This is a genomic window from Sphingomonas sp. MMS12-HWE2-04, assembly GCF_044881185.1.
In the GTDB taxonomy this organism is placed as follows: domain Bacteria; phylum Pseudomonadota; class Alphaproteobacteria; order Sphingomonadales; family Sphingomonadaceae; genus Sphingomonas.
In genome coordinates this window covers 3,570,857-3,586,776 of record NZ_CP173254.1, presented here as the reverse complement: position 1 = coordinate 3,586,776, position 15,920 = coordinate 3,570,857, and the positions used below count along the sequence as shown (strand labels likewise).

Here is a 15,920-nt window from a genome sequence, read left to right as displayed (position 1 = left end):
AGCGATCTCACTTCTTGGGCTTATAATCGGGGAGCTTGGGCGAGCCGACCAGGCTCGATGCGCCGCCCTGGTCAAGCTTCTCGGCGACCGAGGCGAGCGAAGTCGACATGATCCGCAAGTCCTGGACGAGCTGGCCGATCTCGGGGATCGTCTTCTTCGACAGCGCCTGGAGGCCCGGGCGCGCATCGCCGATCGTCGAATCGAGCGTCTCCATGCTCTTGCGCGCCGACGCTATGGTGCGGTTGAGATTGGCGATCGTCGGGCGGACGTCTTCGGCCACGACACCCTTGGTGGTGTCCGCCAGTTCGCCGATCTGCTTGGTCGCGTCGCCGAACTTCTGGATCGCGATCCGCGTCTCGGCCAGCGTCGCGGCAATCTCGGGCCCGCGATCGGCGAGCGCGTCGGTCAGGCGGTTGGTATTGGCCAGGATGCCCGCGATCGAGTTCTGGTTGCGGTCCGAAAGCATCTCGGTGAGTCGCTCGGTCAGCGTCGTCAGCCGCTCGAGCAGCTTCGGCGCCGAGCTCAGCAGCGCGCCGAGACCGCCGGGCTTGGTCGGGATCACCGGCACGCCCAGCGGGCAGGCGGCGCGCGGGTTCTCATCGGGGCATTTGATCGGGGGCGCGCCCTTGACGGCGCCATCGAGCTGGACCGTGCTCGGCCCGGTGAAGCTTCCCTGGATCGAGGCGATGGTCCCCTCGAGGATCGGCACGTCCGGGTTCACGCTGATCCGCACGCGCACGAGGCTGGGATCGGGCTTCCAGAACGAGATTTCCTTCACCTGCCCCGAAGGCACGCCCGAGAAGGTGACCTGCGAACCCGCGCTCAGCCCGTCGACCGACTGCTTGTAGAAAATATCGTACTGGCGCTCGTTGCCGCCGCCCAGCCGCGCCAGCCAGACGATGAACAGCGCCAGCACCGCCAGCAGGATCAGCACCACCGCGCCGACGAGAACATGGTTGGATCGCGTTTCCATGAAGCTCAGGTCCTTGCTTTCGCGCGTTCGGCGCTGTCGACCGCTGCGCGTCCGCGCGGCCCCTTGAAATATTCCTGGATCCAGGGGTGATCCAGCGCGAGCAGCTCGTCGATCGTCCCCACCGCAATCACTTTCTTGTCGGCCAGCACGGCGACGCGGTCACAGATCGCGTAAAGCGTATCGAGATCATGGGTAATCAGGAAGACGGTGAGCCCCAGCGTGTTCTGCAGCGAGGCGATCAGCTCGTCGAAGGCGGCCGCGCCGATCGGATCGAGCCCGGCGGTCGGCTCGTCGAGGAAGAGCAGTTCCGGATCGAGCGCCAGTGCACGCGCCAGCCCGGCGCGCTTCTTCATGCCCCCCGAAAGCTCGGACGGATATTTGGGCGCGGCTTCCGGCGGCAGCCCGGTCATCACCACTTTGTACGCGGCGATCTCCTCGAGCAGCACCTGGTTGATGCCGGGATAGAATTCCTTGATCGGCACCTGGACGTTTTCGGCAACGGTCAGCGTCGAAAACAGCGCGCCGCCCTGGAACAGCACGCCCCAGCGCTTGCGAATGTTGGTCGCCTCGGTCTCCTCGCGGCCGATCGTGTTCTGGCCGAACACTTCGACGGTGCCTTCGAGCGGCGTCTGCAGCCCGACGATCGAGCGCATCAGCACCGATTTGCCGGTGCCCGATCCGCCGACCACGCCGAGAATCTCGCCGCGGCGCACATCAAGGTCCAGCCCGTCATGGACGATCTGCTCGCCAAAGCCGTTCCTGAGGCCGCGGACCTTGATGATCACGTCTTCCTGTTCGCTGCGTGGCATCAGATCCAGCCCACTTCGCTGAAGAACACCGCGAAGAATGCATCGAGCACGATCACGAGGAAGATCGCCTGGACGACGGCGGTGGTGGTGCGGTTGCCCACCTGCTCGGCATCGCTTTCGACCTGCATGCCCTGGAAGCAGCCGGAAACGGCGATGATCGCGCCGAACACCGGCGCCTTGACCAGCCCGACCCACAGATCAGTGAGCGGCACCACTTCGCGAATGCGCTGGATGAACGTGACTGGCGGGATGCCCAGGCTGATCCAGCAGAGCAGGCAGCCGCCCATGATCGCCACCAGCGAGGCATAGAAGCCGAGCAGCGGCATCATCAGCACCACCGCCAGGGTGCGCGGGATGACCAGCGCCTCCATCGGCGAGACGCCGATCGTGCGCATCGCATCGATCTCTTCGGTCAGCTTCATCGTGCCGAGCTGCGCGGCGAACGCCGATCCCGAACGGCCGGCGACCATGATCGCGGTCATCAGCACCCCGAGCTCGCGCAGGGTGATGCGGCCGACAAGGTTGATCGTATAGACTTCGGCGCCGAATTGGCGGAGCTGCACCGCCCCCTGCTGGGCAATGACGATCCCGATCAGGAAGCTCATCAACCCGATGATCGCAAGCGCAGTGACGCCGACCACTTCGAACCGGTGGACGGTGGCGTTGAAGCGGAAGCGCCGGGGATGGGTGAACACGTTCCAGAACGCGACCATCGTCGCGCCCATGAAGCCCAGCAGGCCATACATCGTATGCGCTGCGGTGACGACGGCATCGCCGACTTCGCCGAGCATTCGGGTGAATGGATCGGCGGACTTGGCCGGCAGCTCGATCGGATGTTCGGCCGCGGCGACCTGCTCGAGCAAGTGCTGCTCCTCGGGCTCGAGCCCCTCGACCGTCGCACCCTTGTCGCGCGCCAGCCGGTGGATCAGCCAGGCGCCCACGGTGTCGAGACGCTCGACATCGCTCAGGTCGATCTTGGCAACGGGTCCGTCGATCTGCTGGATGCGATCGGGCAGGTCGCGCAGGCAGGCGAGCGACAGGTTTCCGGTAAAGCGCAGCGTCGTGCCGTCGCCCCCATCCACCGTCTCGAAATCGGCGCTACCCCTCATGCGCGCACCTTTCGGCGATTTGTTGCGCCACGGCAAGGATTTGCTCTGGCTTCCTGCGCAAAGCCGCTTCTAGATGCGCCCATGCGGCACCTCGCGATCTACGACATGGACAAGACCATCACCGCGCAGGCGACCTGGACGCGCTTTCTGATCCATGCCGCCAAGGCGCGCGCACCGTGGCGGCTGGCGCTGCTGCCGGCGGCGGCGATCGCGGGACTGGGCTATCTGCTCAAGCGGATCGATCGCGCCGGGCTCAAGCAGATTACCCACCGGCTGCTGCTCGGCGGCGCGCTCAGCCCCGAAGCGCTCGAACGCGTCGGCCAGAGCTTTGCCGAGGCCGAAGTCACTCACGGCGTGCTTGCCGGCGCGCGCGAACGTATCGCCGCGGATCGCGCCGCGGGATACCGGCTGGTGATGGCGACGGCGTCGCATGGCTATTACGCGCGCGCGATCGCGCAGCGCCTGGGCTTCGACGATGTGATTGCAACCGAAGCTCGGCGCGACGGCAACGGCCATGTTCTCTCCCTGATCGAAGGAGAAAACTGTTACGGGGGCGCAAAGCTCCGCCTCGTCGAAAAATGGATGGCGCAAAACGGGGTCGTGCGCAGCGAGGTCCATGTCCGTGCCTATTCGGACCATGTTTCGGATGCGCCGCTGCTCGAATGGGCGGACGAGCCCTTCGCGGTCAACGCGCACGGTCCGTTGGCGGCGCTGGCGAAGGCGCGCAGCTGGCCCGAGCTCGATTGGCGCGAACCCAAGCGGGCCTAGCTTCGTTGTTCCCGCTCGCAAGCGAGTGGAGAGGACCTATGACCAAGAGTTTGGCCGAACTGGCCGAGATGATGCGCGACATCGATTTCGCGATGCTGTCGACGCACACCGACGGCGGCGCGATCGCGTCGCGCCCGATGAGCAACAATCGCGATGTCGACTATGACGGCGACAATTGGTTCTTCGCCTGCGAGGACACGCGGCTTGCCACCGACCTGAAGGCCGATCCCAAGGTTGCGCTGGGCTTCCAGGGCAAGGCCGGGATGCTCGGGATGAAGCCGGTCTTCGTCTCGATCGAAGGCGTCGCCGAGCTGATCCGCGACAAGGCGGCTTTCGAGGAACATTGGACCAAGGATCTCGATCGCTGGTTCGAGCAGGGCACCGACACCCCCGGGCTGGTCCTCATCAGAGTGCGCGGCGCCCGCGCGCATTATTGGGACGGCGAAGACCAGGGCGAGATCGTGCTGGACGCCGTGGCGGCCTAATTTTGAATCCCTCTCCCGCCAGCGGGAGAGGGCTAAGGGGCGCAAGCCCTCACAACAGCGTGTCCACTGCGTGGATCGCCACGCCGACCAGCCCGCCGACCAGCGTGCCGTTGATCCGGATATATTGCAGGTCGCGCCCGACGGCGTTCTCCAGCCGCCCGGTCACCGTCTGCGCGTCCCAGCCGCGGATCGTGTCGGACACCAGCCGGACGATGCCGTCGCCATAGTCCGATGCCGCGCCCACCGCGGCGCGCCGCACGAAGCGGTTGATCGTCTCGGCCAGCCGGGCGTCGTTCTGCAGCGTCTCGCCGAGCTGGCGCATCGCGGCGGCGAACTCGCCCTTGAGCATCGCATCGGGATTGCGCGCGATGCGCAGCAGCGCAGCGCGGCCCGATTCCCAGATGCCCATCCACCAGTCGGCGAGCGCCGGATTGTCGAGCAGCTCGTTCTTGAATGCCTCGACCTGGGCACGGCGCGCGGCGTCCTGCTGCAGATCCTGCGCCAGCTTGGCGAGCCCTTCCTCGGCCTTGGCGCGCAGCGGATGGGCAGGATCCTCCGCCATCGCGGTGATCAGCTTGTGGAGCCCGTCGATGATTTTGTTGGCCAGCGTCTCGTCCAGCCCGGTCCACCGCATCACCGCGCCCGAGCGTTCGTGGACCATCGCGCGGACGAGATGCTCGTTGGCCTCGAGCACCTTCGCCGCCCAGCCGACGATCCCGTCGAGCAGCGGGCGGTGGCGATCCTCGGCCATCGCGGCGGCGAGCGCGCGGCCGAGCAGCGGCGCGATCTCCAGCGCGCGCAACCGATCGGCGAGCACGCGCTTGGCCATGCCGCCCAGCCGTTCCTGATCGAGCGATTCGAGGATCGTCGCGGCGAGCCGGCCGATGCCGGCGCGCAGCCGCCCGCGGCCCTCGCCCGGATCGGCGAGCCAGCGCCCGGCGGCGCGGGCGACGTCGACGCGCTGCATCCGCCGCGCGACGACGCTGGGGATCAGGAAATTGTCGCGCAGGAAGGATGCCAGCGTTTCGGCGATCCGATCCTTGTTGCGCGGAATGATTGCGGTGTGCGGGATCGGCAGATGGAGCGGGTGGCGGAACAGCGCGGTCACGGCGAACCAGTCGGCCAGCCCGCCGACCATCGCGGCTTCGGAAAAGGCGCGGAGGAAGCCGATCGCGGGATGCAGGTTCTGGAAGTGCCGCGCGGCGAGGAACACCGCCGCCATCAGCACGAGCAGGCCGGTCGCCACCAGCCGCATGCGGCGCAGTCCGGGCGGCACGGTATCCAAGGGGCGGGGAGCGCGCGTGGTCACACGCTCCCCAATACCTCAAACGCCGGCAAGTTCACTCCGCGGGTTGGGGCGTATCGTCTCCGGGCTTGTGCTCGATCGTGTCGGGCCCGTGGGCATGCCCGATTACGCGGGCGCCATCGTCGCCCGGACGGAAGGTGAGCAGCCGGCGCGACAGGCGCGGCCCGAGCCAATGTTCGAGGCCTACCGCCAGGCTGAACAGCGCCGGGACCATCACCAGCGTCAGCACGGTCGACAGGATCAGGCCGCCGATCACGGTAATGCCCATAGGCGCGCGCCACGACGAATCGCCGCTGAGCGACAGCGCGGTCGGGATCATGCCCGCCACCATCGCCACCGTGGTCATCACGATCGGCTGGGCGCGCTTGTGCCCGGCGTCGACGATCGCAGTGAACTTGTCGACGCCCTTGGCCATCTCCTCCAGCGCGAAATCGACGAGCAGGATCGAGTTCTTGGCGACGATGCCGAACAGCATCAGCGCGCCGATCAGCACCGGTAGTGAGATCGGCTGGCCCGCGATCCACAAGGCGATCAGCCCGCCCAGCGGCGCATTGAGCAGCGAGCCCATGTTGACCAGCGGCGACATGAAGCGCCGATAGAGCAGCACCAGCACCGCGAAGACGAGGAACACGCCGGAGAGCAGGGCGATCAGGAAGTTGGTGATCATCTCGGCCTGCCATTTCTGGCTGCCGACGCTCATCTCCGCCACGCCGATCGGCAGGGTCTTCATCACCGGAAGTTCGTGGATCTTCTGAAGTGCCACACCCGAAACCACGGCCTTGCCGGTCTTGGGATCGGTCGCGAGATCGGCGCCGACGACGACGCGGCGCTGGAGATTGAGCCGCTCGATCTTGGTCGGGCCGGTGCCAAAGGTAATGTCGGCAACGGTGCCGAGCTGGACCGATCCGCCGCTCTGCGTCTGCACCGGCAGGTTCTTGATCGTGTCGAGCTTGGCGCGGGCATCTTCCTGCAACGCCACCCGGATCGGGATCTGGCGATCGGACAGCGAGAATTTCGCGCTGTTCTGATCGATGTCGCCCAAGGTCGCGATGCGGATCGCGCTCGAGAGCGCCGCAGTCGTCACGCCCAGATTGGCCGCAAGGTCGAGCCGGGGCTTGATCACGATCTCGGGCCGGTTGAGATCGCCGGCGATGCGCGGTGCCACCAGCTCGGGCATCTTCGACATCTGGTCGACCAGCTTGAGCGCGGTCTGGGTTAGCAAGGCAGGATCCTCGCCGCCCAGCGTGATCGTCAGCGCGCGGCCGCTCGATCCCCAGCCGCCCTGCGAGCGGAAGCCGACTCGCGCGTCCGCGATCTTGAGCAGATCGGGGGCGAGGCGGCGGGTGAACTCGTCGCTGGTCTCGGTGCGCTTGTCCTTGAGCTTGACGAGCACGCGGCCGTTGCCGACCGAGGCGCGCTCATACAGGCTCTCGACATTGGGCTCCGTGCGCAGCCGCTCGGCGACGGTTCGCACGACGCGGTCGGTCTGCTCGAGCGTGGTGCCCGGCACCATCTCGACGGTCGCAGTGACCTGGTCTTCGTCCTGGGTCGGCTGGAAGGTCATCGGCAGGATGAAGAACATCGCCACCGTCATCGCCAGCGACAGCACGAAGCCAACGATCGCCGACCAGCGATGCCGCAGCGTCCAGCGCAGCAGCTTGAGATAGCCGTTCATCAGCCGGCTCTCGCCGTGCGAGGCATGGCCGTGCGCCTTGAGGAAATAGGCTGCGATCATCGGAGTGACGAGCCGCGCCACGGCAAGGCTCATCAGCACCGCGGCGACGACAGTGAGGCCGAAATTCTTGAAGAACTGGCCCGATATGCCCGGCATCAACCCAACCGGCAGGAACACTGCGACGATCGACATCGTCGTGGCGAGCACCGCGATGCCAATCTCGTCGGCCGCGTCGATCGCCGCCTGATAGGCGGATTTGCCCATCCGCATGTGGCGGACGATGTTCTCGATCTCCACGATCGCATCGTCGACCAGCACGCCTGCGACGAGGCTCAGCGCCAGCAGCGTCATCTGGTTGAGCGTGAAGCCCAGCATCTCCATGAACCAGAAGGCCGGGATCGAAGAGAGCGGGATCGCCAGCGACGAGATGATCGTCGCGCGCCAGTCGCGCAGGAACAGGAACACCACGATGACTGCGAGCACCGCGCCCTCGATCATCGCTTCCATCGCCGAGTGATATTGCTGCTCGGCATATTTGGACCAGTTCGACAGCAGCTCGAAATGGACCTTGGGGTTGTTCTTTTCGAGCTCGCGGAGCTTCTTGTCTGCCTCGTGGTAGATCGACACGTCGGACGCGCCCTTGGCGCGCTGGATGTCGAATGAAATCACCGAATGGCCGTTGAACCGCGCGCTGCTGCGCAGTTCGGCATAGCTGTCCTGCACCTTGGCGATGTCGGCCAGCCGCACGGTGCGGCCGCCGCCCAGTGCAATCTGCGTCTGGCCCAGCGTATAGGCGTCCTTGGCGTTGCCGAGGACGCGCACCGACTGTTCATAGCCCGAGATTTCGGCGCGACCGCCCGCGGCGTTCATGTTCACCGCGCGCAGTTGCTGGTTCACTTGGCTCGCGGTGAGACCATAGGATTGCAGCTTGGCGGGATCGATCTGGACGCGGATCTCGCGGTTGACGCCGCCATTGCGGTTCACTGCGGACATGCCGCTGATCGAGAGGAGGCTCTTGGCGACGGTATTGTCGATATACCAGCTCAGCTGCTCGACCGTCATGTCGGGCGCGATTGCCGTGAAGCTGGCGATGTCGTTGTCGCTGGCCGAATCGACGCGGCCGATCTGCGGCTCGAGGATCCCGTCGGGCAAATTGCCGCGGACCTGCTGGATCGCGCTGCGCACGTCTTCGACGGCGCGGTCGATCGGCGTGCCGATCGCCAGCTGGACGACCGTCGTCGAGCTGCCTTCGGTCACGGTGGAGTTGATCTCGTCGATGCCCTGCAGGCTGCGCACCGCGCTTTCGACCTGCTGGGTAATCTGGGTCTCGAGCTCGCTCGGCGCCGCACCCGGCTGGCTGATCGAGATCCACACGATCGGGAAGTCGATGTCCGGGTTGTTGTTCACGTCCATCCGCGCGAAGCTGACCAGCCCCGCCACGGTGAGGAACAGGAACAGGACGATCGGCGGAACCGGATTCCGGATCGCCCAGGCGGAGATGTTCCGGAAGCTCATCGCGTGCGTCCTATTGCTTCTTGAGGGACTGAGGGATGACCTTCTGCCCCGGATTGAGGAACGCGCCGGCCGTCATCACCACGCGTTCGTTGCCGCTCAGCCCTTGGGTGATCGACACGCCGGCGTCGGTCACCTCGCCCGTTACGACCGGAGTGCGCACGGCCTGGTCCTTGGCATCGAGCGTGTAGACATAATTGCCCTGCGCGTCGCTCTGGATCGCCGACTGGGGCAGGATTACCGCGCTGTTCGAGCCGGTGATGATCTGGGCGCTGGCAAAGCCGCCGGGACGCAGCGCCGGATTGTAGCTCAGCTGGATGCGGGCAATGCCCTGGCGGGTGGTCGGATCGATCACCGGAGAGACCTGCCACACCGTGCCGCTGAACACCTGGGTGCTGCCGGTCGGCGTAACCTGCGCGGACGAGCCGGGCTTGGTGCGCTGGAGATCGGCCTCGGCAAGCTGGGTGCGCAGCTCCATCTGGCCGCCCATCGCCATGCGGAACAGCACGCCCGAACCGGCGCTGACAATCTGGCCCGGCTCGACCTGGCGGGTAAGCACCAGCCCGGCTTCGGGCGCGCGGATATCGAGGCGGCCGTTGCGGGCGTTGGTCTCGGCAAGCTGGGCGCGAGCGACGCGGACGCGGGCCGAAGCCTGGTCGCGCGCAGCGGTCAGCCGGTCGATATCGGCCTTGGAGACGAAGCCGTTCGAGACGAGGCTCTGCGCACGATCGAGATTGGCCTGGGCCAGCTTGGCATCGGCTTCGGCGACGCGCACCGAGGCGGCGAGCGAACTGGCGGTCTGTGCCTGGACCGAGCGGTCGACGGTGGCGAGGATCTGACCCTTGCCCACCCAGGTGCCCGGCTCGACGAGCACACGCGTCACCAGACCGCCTTCGCCCGCGACGCCCACCGGCATCTCGCGCTTGGCGGCCAGGCTGCCCGTGCCGCTGATCACCGTCTGCAGGTTGCTGCGGCCGGGGACCGCGACCGTCACCGTCGGCATCTGCGAATTGTTGGCATCGCCCTTGGCGGCGGCGCCGGCCTTGGGGGCCTGGGCATCCTTCTTGCCCATCGTGAAGATGGCGGCTCCCCCGAGCACCACCAACACTGCCGCGACGATCCAGATCCAGCGGCGGCTGCGCCGCACGGGCAGGTCTTCGCCGCTATATTCCAGCCGCTGCTCACGTCCGAACATCTTTGCCTCGTAATTCATGTGCGACATTCCATGGCGGCCGGAAATGTCCCGCCCCTCAGAGATAACACTGTATTAGATGAATAAGGCACCCTTCACAAGTGCCGTTTGCGCCCCGCAATCGCGGAAATGCCCGTTCGGGACCTTTTCCGCAAGTGTCCGGGCCGTTCTCAGCAAGAAACGGTTGCAATAAGGTCACAGTGGCGCGACGCTGTCTCCAATAAGAGAGGTCGCAGCATCGGGAGGGACAAATGGTCACCGGGCCAATAGGTTGGCTGCTCATCGGCCTTGTCGCTGGCGGGCTCGGCAAGCTTCTCATGCCGGGCCGGGATCCGGGCGGGATCATCGTAACCATCCTTCTAGGCATCGCAGGCGCCTTGCTTGCCCGCTATCTGACGCCGCTGCTCGGCGTGCAGGTGCGCGACGGCAGCTGGCAGGCCTATGCCGCCGCGACGGCGGGCGCGGTGGTGCTGCTTGCCCTGTACCGCATGATGATCGTCCGGCGGATATGAACGGAGGCTAAGCGGGTCGTTCAGCTTGCATTTGACTGGCTGGCGCCATCGCTGCGCCAACGCCAATCAAGCAGGGGACTGTCATGTACCGTATCGCTCTCATCGCCTCCGCCGCCCTGATGACTCTCCCCGCCGCGGGAGCGGTGGCGCAAGCCGCGCCGCCCGCCTTTCTCCCCGTCGACGGCACGGTGCTCGATGTCGTCGCCGAAGGAACCAGTACCCGGGTGCCGGATCTTGCGGTGATCGAGGCAGGCGTGGTCACCCAGGCGGCGAGCGCTTCGGCGGCGATGCAGCAGAACAGCGCGCAGATGGCGCGCGTGCTCGCCGCGCTGCGCAAGGCGGGGATCGCGGAGCGCGATATCCAGACGTCGAGCATCGGGCTTGCCCCGCAATATCGCTACGAGCAGAATCAGGCGCCGATCCTCACCGGCTATCAGGCGACCAACCAGGTGAGCGTGCGCTTCCGCGATGTCGCCAAGAGCGGGTCGATCCTCGATCTGCTCGTGCGGGAAGGGGCGAACAACCTGTCGCGCCCCAATCTGGTGATCGAGAAGCCCGAGCCCGCCCTCGACGAGGCGCGAGCGGCGGCGGTGGCAACCGCACGGGCGCGCGCCGAGCTCTACGCCAAGGCAGCGGGGCTGCGGGTCGAGCGCATCCTGTCGATCTCGGAGGCGGGCGAGCGTGCCCCGGGCCGATCGTGGTGCAGGCCATGCGCGCCAAGGCCGAATTGGCCGATACCCAGGTCGTTGCCGGCGAGCGCGAACTGACCATCAACCTGACCGTGCGCTTCCTGCTGAAATAACCGCGATCAGCGTCGGACAAAAGAAAGGAGCCGCTCCACCAGGGAGCGGCTCCTTTTTCTGCAGCCTCGAAAACTTAGCGGACGGCGCCGCGGCGAACGAGATTGACGATCGCGAGGAGGATGATGGCACCCACCAGCGAGACCAGGAACGTCATCGGCGTGATCGCACCGTTGTTGATCGAACCGCCGAACAACAGGCCACCGATAAAGGCGCCGACGATACCGACGATGATGTTAAGGAAGATGCCCTGCTGGGCATCCGTGCGCATAACGATGCTCGCCAGCCAGCCGACTACACCGCCGATGACAAGCCATACAATAAGACCCATGACAAGTCCCTCCTAGTTAAGCCCGACGGGCCGGGCAGACGAAGGGAAAATCCGCAAACACTTATATTGGTTCCGTCACGATATTTCGATGCGCATGCGGAACTTTAGCGCAGCTTGGCCGTGCGCCTGAAACGATGCGGCCCGCCTTCCGCGCTGCGGAAGACGGGCCGGGGAGACTGAGGATGTTCGGGCCTCAGTATTTCTGCTGGCGCTCGTACAGCGACTTATAGTGCTGGATGCGCGTGACGCGCAGGCCGGGCATGCCCGAGCGATCGATGGCGCGCTGCCACCCGGCGAATTCCTCTGCAGTGAGGTTGTAGCGTTCGCAGACCTCGTCGACGCTCAGGAGCCCGCCATTGACCGCGGCAACGACTTCGGCCTTGCGGCGCACGACCCAGCGCGTGGTGTCGGACGGCGGCAGCGTGTCGAGCGTCAGCGGCTCGCCGAGCGGCCCGATCACCTTGGCAGGACGGATCTTCTGGTTCTCAATCATCTTTTGCCTCTTGGGGCGGGGGCCCCGCTACTCAACTCTGTAACGACCAATATCGGCCGGGCTTGAACAACGGCTAAAATGCCTCGGTAAACGCGGTCTTCATTCTTGTTGCCACCGGCTTAGCGACTGGGCCGCCGGACCGTGAAAGGCGCCGTGGGTGGGGGCAAGCAACGCATCGACGGGTGCCGCCGCAGACAATAGCGTCTGCGCCTGCGCCGTCGGGCTTGCCGCCTGGCGCGCCGCGACGCCGACCATGAGTACCGCCAGTTCGGTGGGCATTACGGCAACCGCCATTTCCCGATCCAACCTGGCAAAACTCAAATCCACTACGCGGCGTCCACTTCTCGACTCCAAGTTGGACGGGTTTAGCGCAACAGGATGAAGGGGCCGTAAAAGGCGCGGGAACGCTCGCTTAACCTGAGCTTTCGAGAGGTTTAATAAGAGTCTCAGGGAAGCCCCTCTGGATCGCGGGGACCGTGCGCCTTATGTGCGCCCGATGATTCCGGGTGACTTTCAGCTGACGGAGCCGCTCGCCAAGCGGCGGATCGTCGTGGCCATGTCGGGCGGCGTCGACTCCTCGGTCGTCGCCGCGCTCGCGGCAAAGAGCGGCGCCGAGACGATCGGCGTGACGCTCCAGCTTTACGATCACGGCGAAGCGGTCGGTCGGGCCGGATCGTGCTGCGCCGGGCGCGACATCCGCGACGCGCGCGCCGTGTGCGACCGGCTGGGCATCGCGCATTATGTTTTCGATCACGCCTCCAGCTTCAAGCGCGACGTGATCGACGATTTCGCCGACGAATATCTCGCCGGGCGCACGCCGATCCCCTGTGTGAAGTGCAATATGGGGCCGAAATTCACCGATCTCTTCGCCCTAGCGCGCGATCTCGGTGCCGATTGCCTGGCGACCGGCCATTATGTCCGCCGCGTCGAAGGGACGGGGGGCGCCGAGCTGCACCGCGCCGCCGATCCGGCGCGTGACCAGAGCTATTTCCTGTTTGCGACCACCCAGGCGCAGCTCGAGTTCCTGCGCTTTCCGCTAGGCGGCCTGCCCAAGCCGATGGTGCGCGAACTCGCGGCCGAACTCGGGCTGGGCGTCGCCGGCAAGCCCGACAGCCAGGATATCTGCTTCGTTCCGGATGGCGACTATGCCGCTCTGGTCAAGAAGCTGCGCCCCGAAGCCGAAACCCAGGGTGACATTATTGACGAGGCCGGCCGCAAGCTCGGCGAGCATAAGGGCCTCATTCACTTCACTGTCGGCCAGCGGCGCGGGCTCGAGATCGGCGGCGCGCCCGAACCCTATTATGTGCTGCGGCTCGATCCGGTGACGCGCGACGTCGTGGTCGGCCCCAAGCGCGCACTTGCAGTGCGGGCGGCGCGGATCGACGGCGTGAACTGGCTGGGCGGGGACTATTCCGGGGCGATGCGCGTCAAGGTACGCAGCTTGGCAAAGCCGGTGCCGGCGCGCTTCGAAGACGGCATGGTCCGCTTCGAAACCCCCGAATACGGCGTCGCGCCGGGCCAGGCGGCGGTGCTCTATGCCGAGGATCGCGTGCTCGGCGGCGGCTGGATTGCGGAGACCGAGCGCGCCGAGCTCACCCCAGCCTGAACTCGCCTTCGATCACGGTGACGCATTTTCCGCTGAGGATCGCGCGGTCGCCGCTCAGCTCGCATTCGATATGCCCGCCCCGGCGGCTGGCCTGATAGGCGCTGAACTGGCGTCGCCCGAGCCTTTCGGCCCAATAGGGCACGAGGACGGCGTGCGCCGATCCCGTCACCGGATCCTCGTCGATACCCGCGGCGGGCGCGAACACGCGGCTGACAATGTCGGTGTCCGTCCCGGCCGCGGTGACGATATTGAGGGTGTCGCCGATCGCCGCGAGCGCGCGGAAGTCGGGCGTGAGCGCCAATACCGCCTCGGCGCTGTCGAGCACGGCCAGATCATAGCCCCGGGGATGGCGCAGGACCTGCGCGTTCGCGACGTCCAGCGCTTCCAATAGCCCGGGAACCGTGGCCGGCTCGGGCGGGTAGGCGGGCAGTGCCATCAGATAGCATTCCCCGTGCCGCGCGACTTCGAGCACGCCGGACTTGCGCGTCCGGAAGCGAACGAGGTCGCGGTTCTGCTCGCCGGTCAGCACGAAATGCCCGCTCGCCAGCGTTGCGTGCCCGCACAGCGCCACTTCGACGGCCGGCGTAAACCAGCGCAATTCGTAATCGGCGTCATCGCTGGCATCTGGGACGATGAAGGCGGTTTCCGACAGATTGTTTTCCGCCGCGATGGCCTGAAGCACATCATCGCCCAGCCACGCATCGAGCGGGATCACCGCCGCAGGGTTGCCGGTAAAGGGACGGTCGGCAAAGGCGTCGATCTGCGCGAAGGGCAGCTTCACGGGCGGGTCTCCTTGAGCAGGTCGGTCTCGGCGAGCGCATTGCCCGGCTGGTCGACCTGGCCTTCGGGATCGACATGGATCAGCACTTCGGTGCCAGGGAATTCCTCGGCCAGTTCGCGTTCCAGCTTCTCGACCACGTCGTGCGAGGCGGCGATCGTCATCTCTGCGTCCATCCAGATATGGAACTGGACGAAATCCTTCGCGCCGCTGGTCCGCGTGCGCAGGTCGTGCAGCCCGATCAGCTCGGGATGGCGCGCGGCAACCTCCACGAAGCGCTGGCGCTTTTCCTCGGGCCATTCCTTGTCCATCAGCTGGTCGATCGCGTCGACCGAGGCGCGCCAGGCGCCGAACAACAGCCAGAAGGCGATGACGATGCCAAATATCGCGTCGGCCCCGGCGAGCCCGGCATATTGATCGAGCGCGAGCGCTGCGATCACCGCGACGTTGAGGAACAGATCGGACTGGTAGTGAATTCGGTCGGCGCCGATCGCGATCGACCCGGTGCGGCGGATGACCGACGCCTGATAGCGCGTCAGCGCGAGCGTCACGACGATGGCGATGATCGAGACGCCGATGCCAAATTCGGCGTCGCTGCTCGGCACATGGTCCATCAGCCGCTGGCTGGCGCGCAACAGGATCGCGAAGGCCGAGATCGCAATCACCCCGACCTGGAACAGCGCCGCCAGAGCCTCGGCCTTGCCATGGCCGAAGCGGTGATCGTCATCCGCAGGCTGCGCCGCCCAATGCACCCCGGCGAGCGTCACCAGCGATGCGACGAGATCGAGCACCGAATCGGCCAGGCTGGCGAGCACCGCCACCGATCCTGTCCGCCACGCTGCATAGGCCTTGAGCGAACCGAGCAGGATCGCACTGGCGACGCTGGCCAGCGCCGCGCGGCGGGCGAGGTTGCTCACGGGTAGAGCATGCCTTCGCTCCAGCCATCGCCCGTGCGCGCGAAGACGCGGCGCTCGTGGAGCCGATGCGCGCGGTCCTGCCAGAATTCGATGCGGCTTGGCACGACGCGGTAGCCGCCCCAATGCGGCGGCCGCGGCACGTCGCCGCCTTCGAAGCGCGCGCCCATTTCCGCATAGCGTGCCTCGAAGGTCGCGCGGGAGTTCGAGCGGGCGCGACTGGTCCGATGCCCAGGCGCCGAGCTGCGAATTGCGGCTGCGCGTGGCGAAATAGGCATCGCTCTCCGCATCGCTCACCTGCTCGACGGCGCCTTCAATCCGGATCTGGCGGCGCAGCGACTTCCAGTGGAAAAGCAGCGCCGCCTTGGGCGTGACCGCAAGCTCGCCTGCCTTGCGGCTCTGGCGGTTGGTATAGAAGACGAAGCCGTCGGGCCCATGCCCCTTGAGCAGCGCCATCCGCACCGAAGGCTGGCCTTGTGTGTCGACCGTCGCGACCGCCATCGCGTTCGAGTTGTTGGGCTCGGTCGTCCGCGCTTCGGCATACCAGGCATCGAACAGGGCGAAGGGATCGCAGGTCATGGCATCGCGCTCTACGCCCAGGGGGCGCGGATTGTCGAGGAACGGACTCGGTTCTGGCGAATTGAATCGGCTTCGCAA

Annotated in this window: 16 protein-coding genes and 1 pseudogene; 5 read left to right on the top strand and 12 right to left on the bottom strand. The window is 66.2% G+C overall.

Annotated elements, in window-relative coordinates; translation table 11 throughout:
- Positions 1–7 precede the first annotated feature (7 nt).
- From AB2M62_RS16850 to AB2M62_RS16840, 3 genes are read right to left on the bottom strand one after another with little or no spacing between them, the layout of a single operon-like run.
- Positions 8–973 (bottom strand): MlaD family protein, encoded by a 966-nt coding sequence (locus tag AB2M62_RS16850; RefSeq protein ID WP_404335654.1) that lies wholly within the window; start codon positions 971–973, stop codon positions 8–10.
- Between the two features lie 5 nt (positions 974–978).
- Positions 979–1,782, bottom strand: a complete 804-nt coding sequence (locus tag AB2M62_RS16845) for an ABC transporter ATP-binding protein (RefSeq protein WP_404335653.1) — start codon at positions 1,780–1,782, stop codon at positions 979–981.
- Positions 1,782–2,891, bottom strand: a complete 1,110-nt coding sequence (locus tag AB2M62_RS16840; protein ID WP_404335651.1) for an ABC transporter permease — start codon at positions 2,889–2,891, stop codon at positions 1,782–1,784. Before AB2M62_RS16840 ends, AB2M62_RS16845 begins: the two co-directional genes overlap by 1 nt.
- 81 nt (positions 2,892–2,972) lie before the next feature.
- Between AB2M62_RS16840 and AB2M62_RS16835 the strand changes: the two genes are divergently transcribed.
- Together AB2M62_RS16835 and AB2M62_RS16830 are read left to right on the top strand one after the other, a co-directional pair.
- Positions 2,973–3,659 (top strand): HAD family hydrolase, encoded by a 687-nt coding sequence (locus AB2M62_RS16835; RefSeq protein WP_404335649.1) that lies wholly within the window; start codon positions 2,973–2,975, stop codon positions 3,657–3,659.
- A 38-nt stretch (positions 3,660–3,697) separates the two neighbouring features.
- Positions 3,698–4,144 (top strand): pyridoxamine 5'-phosphate oxidase family protein, encoded by a 447-nt coding sequence (locus tag AB2M62_RS16830; protein ID WP_404335647.1) that lies wholly within the window; start codon positions 3,698–3,700, stop codon positions 4,142–4,144.
- A 49-nt stretch (positions 4,145–4,193) separates the two neighbouring features.
- Here AB2M62_RS16830 and AB2M62_RS16825 read toward each other — a convergent pair whose 3' ends face one another.
- From AB2M62_RS16825 to AB2M62_RS16815, 3 genes are all read right to left on the bottom strand, one after another.
- The gene (locus tag AB2M62_RS16825) at positions 4,194–5,399 is read right to left on the bottom strand and encodes a DUF445 domain-containing protein (protein ID WP_404339995.1); all 1,206 of its coding nucleotides are present in this window, start codon (positions 5,397–5,399) and stop codon (positions 4,194–4,196) included.
- Positions 5,400–5,484: 85 nt separating this feature from the next.
- Complete coding sequence (locus tag AB2M62_RS16820; RefSeq protein WP_404335645.1) at positions 5,485–8,640, bottom strand: efflux RND transporter permease subunit; 3,156 nt, start codon at positions 8,638–8,640, stop codon at positions 5,485–5,487.
- 10 nt (positions 8,641–8,650) lie between these two features.
- Positions 8,651–9,850, bottom strand: coding sequence for an efflux RND transporter periplasmic adaptor subunit (locus AB2M62_RS16815; protein WP_404335643.1), 1,200 nt, complete (start codon positions 9,848–9,850; stop codon positions 8,651–8,653).
- Positions 9,851–10,080: 230 nt separating this feature from the next.
- Here AB2M62_RS16815 and AB2M62_RS16810 point away from each other — a divergent pair, with 230 nt between their 5' ends.
- Entirely contained in the window at positions 10,081–10,341 is a 261-nt protein-coding gene (locus AB2M62_RS16810; RefSeq protein ID WP_404335642.1) for a GlsB/YeaQ/YmgE family stress response membrane protein, read from the top strand.
- 83 nt (positions 10,342–10,424) lie between these two features.
- Positions 10,425–11,108, top strand: a complete 684-nt coding sequence (locus AB2M62_RS16805) for an SIMPL domain-containing protein (protein WP_404335640.1) — start codon at positions 10,425–10,427, stop codon at positions 11,106–11,108.
- Between the two features lie 109 nt (positions 11,109–11,217).
- On the opposite strand, the gene AB2M62_RS16800 is transcribed toward AB2M62_RS16805, so the two are convergent.
- From AB2M62_RS16800 to AB2M62_RS16790, 3 genes are all read right to left on the bottom strand, one after another.
- Positions 11,218–11,472, bottom strand: coding sequence for a GlsB/YeaQ/YmgE family stress response membrane protein (locus AB2M62_RS16800; RefSeq protein WP_404335639.1), 255 nt, complete (start codon positions 11,470–11,472; stop codon positions 11,218–11,220).
- A gap of 193 nt (positions 11,473–11,665) precedes the next feature.
- The gene (locus AB2M62_RS16795) at positions 11,666–11,965 is read right to left on the bottom strand and encodes a DUF1153 domain-containing protein (protein WP_404335637.1); all 300 of its coding nucleotides are present in this window, start codon (positions 11,963–11,965) and stop codon (positions 11,666–11,668) included.
- Positions 11,966–12,064: 99 nt separating this feature from the next.
- Positions 12,065–12,259: a hypothetical protein gene (locus AB2M62_RS16790; RefSeq protein ID WP_404335636.1), complete on the bottom strand. Its 195-nt coding sequence runs from the start codon at positions 12,257–12,259 to the stop codon at positions 12,065–12,067.
- Positions 12,260–12,461: 202 nt separating this feature from the next.
- Here AB2M62_RS16790 and mnmA point away from each other — a divergent pair, with 202 nt between their 5' ends.
- Positions 12,462–13,571: a tRNA 2-thiouridine(34) synthase MnmA gene (gene mnmA, locus AB2M62_RS16785; protein WP_404335634.1), complete on the top strand. Its 1,110-nt coding sequence runs from the start codon at positions 12,462–12,464 to the stop codon at positions 13,569–13,571.
- Here the strand turns inward: mnmA and AB2M62_RS16780 are convergent.
- The 3 genes and pseudogenes from AB2M62_RS16780 to pdxH form a co-directional block, all read right to left on the bottom strand.
- Positions 13,558–14,352: a PhzF family phenazine biosynthesis protein gene (locus AB2M62_RS16780; protein WP_404335632.1), complete on the bottom strand. Its 795-nt coding sequence runs from the start codon at positions 14,350–14,352 to the stop codon at positions 13,558–13,560. The two genes, mnmA and AB2M62_RS16780, sit on opposite strands and share 14 nt — an antisense overlap.
- A complete protein-coding gene (locus AB2M62_RS16775) occupies positions 14,349–15,266 on the bottom strand; it encodes a cation diffusion facilitator family transporter (RefSeq protein ID WP_404335631.1) in 918 nt (305 codons plus the stop codon). The genes AB2M62_RS16780 and AB2M62_RS16775 overlap by 4 nt, the downstream gene beginning before the upstream one ends.
- Positions 15,263–15,842: pseudogene (gene pdxH / locus AB2M62_RS16770) on the bottom strand (pyridoxamine 5'-phosphate oxidase). Before pdxH ends, AB2M62_RS16775 begins: the two are co-directional and overlap by 4 nt.
- Between the last annotated feature and the right edge of the window lie 78 nt (positions 15,843–15,920).

Excerpts from the sequence above, each read along its gene's own strand:
- AB2M62_RS16820 (WP_404335645.1), bottom strand. The coding sequence starts at position 8,640 with ATGAGCTTCCGGAACATCTCCGCCTGGGCGATCCGGAATCCGGTTCCG.
- AB2M62_RS16815 (WP_404335643.1), bottom strand. The coding sequence starts at position 9,850 with ATGAATTACGAGGCAAAGATGTTCGGACGTGAGCAGCGGCTGGAATAT.
- AB2M62_RS16840 (WP_404335651.1), bottom strand. The coding sequence starts at position 2,891 with ATGAGGGGTAGCGCCGATTTCGAGACGGTGGATGGGGGCGACGGCACG.
- AB2M62_RS16810 (WP_404335642.1), top strand. The coding sequence starts at position 10,081 with ATGGTCACCGGGCCAATAGGTTGGCTGCTCATCGGCCTTGTCGCTGGC.
- AB2M62_RS16830 (WP_404335647.1), top strand. The coding sequence starts at position 3,698 with ATGACCAAGAGTTTGGCCGAACTGGCCGAGATGATGCGCGACATCGAT.
- AB2M62_RS16805 (WP_404335640.1), top strand. The coding sequence starts at position 10,425 with ATGTACCGTATCGCTCTCATCGCCTCCGCCGCCCTGATGACTCTCCCC.
- mnmA (WP_404335634.1), top strand. The coding sequence starts at position 12,462 with ATGATTCCGGGTGACTTTCAGCTGACGGAGCCGCTCGCCAAGCGGCGG.
- AB2M62_RS16825 (WP_404339995.1), bottom strand. The coding sequence starts at position 5,399 with ATGCGGCTGGTGGCGACCGGCCTGCTCGTGCTGATGGCGGCGGTGTTC.
- AB2M62_RS16845 (WP_404335653.1), bottom strand. The coding sequence starts at position 1,782 with ATGCCACGCAGCGAACAGGAAGACGTGATCATCAAGGTCCGCGGCCTC.
- AB2M62_RS16790 (WP_404335636.1), bottom strand. The coding sequence starts at position 12,259 with ATGGCGGTTGCCGTAATGCCCACCGAACTGGCGGTACTCATGGTCGGC.
- AB2M62_RS16835 (WP_404335649.1), top strand. The coding sequence starts at position 2,973 with ATGCGGCACCTCGCGATCTACGACATGGACAAGACCATCACCGCGCAG.
- AB2M62_RS16850 (WP_404335654.1), bottom strand. The coding sequence starts at position 973 with ATGGAAACGCGATCCAACCATGTTCTCGTCGGCGCGGTGGTGCTGATC.
- AB2M62_RS16795 (WP_404335637.1), bottom strand. The coding sequence starts at position 11,965 with ATGATTGAGAACCAGAAGATCCGTCCTGCCAAGGTGATCGGGCCGCTC.
- AB2M62_RS16800 (WP_404335639.1), bottom strand. The coding sequence starts at position 11,472 with ATGGGTCTTATTGTATGGCTTGTCATCGGCGGTGTAGTCGGCTGGCTG.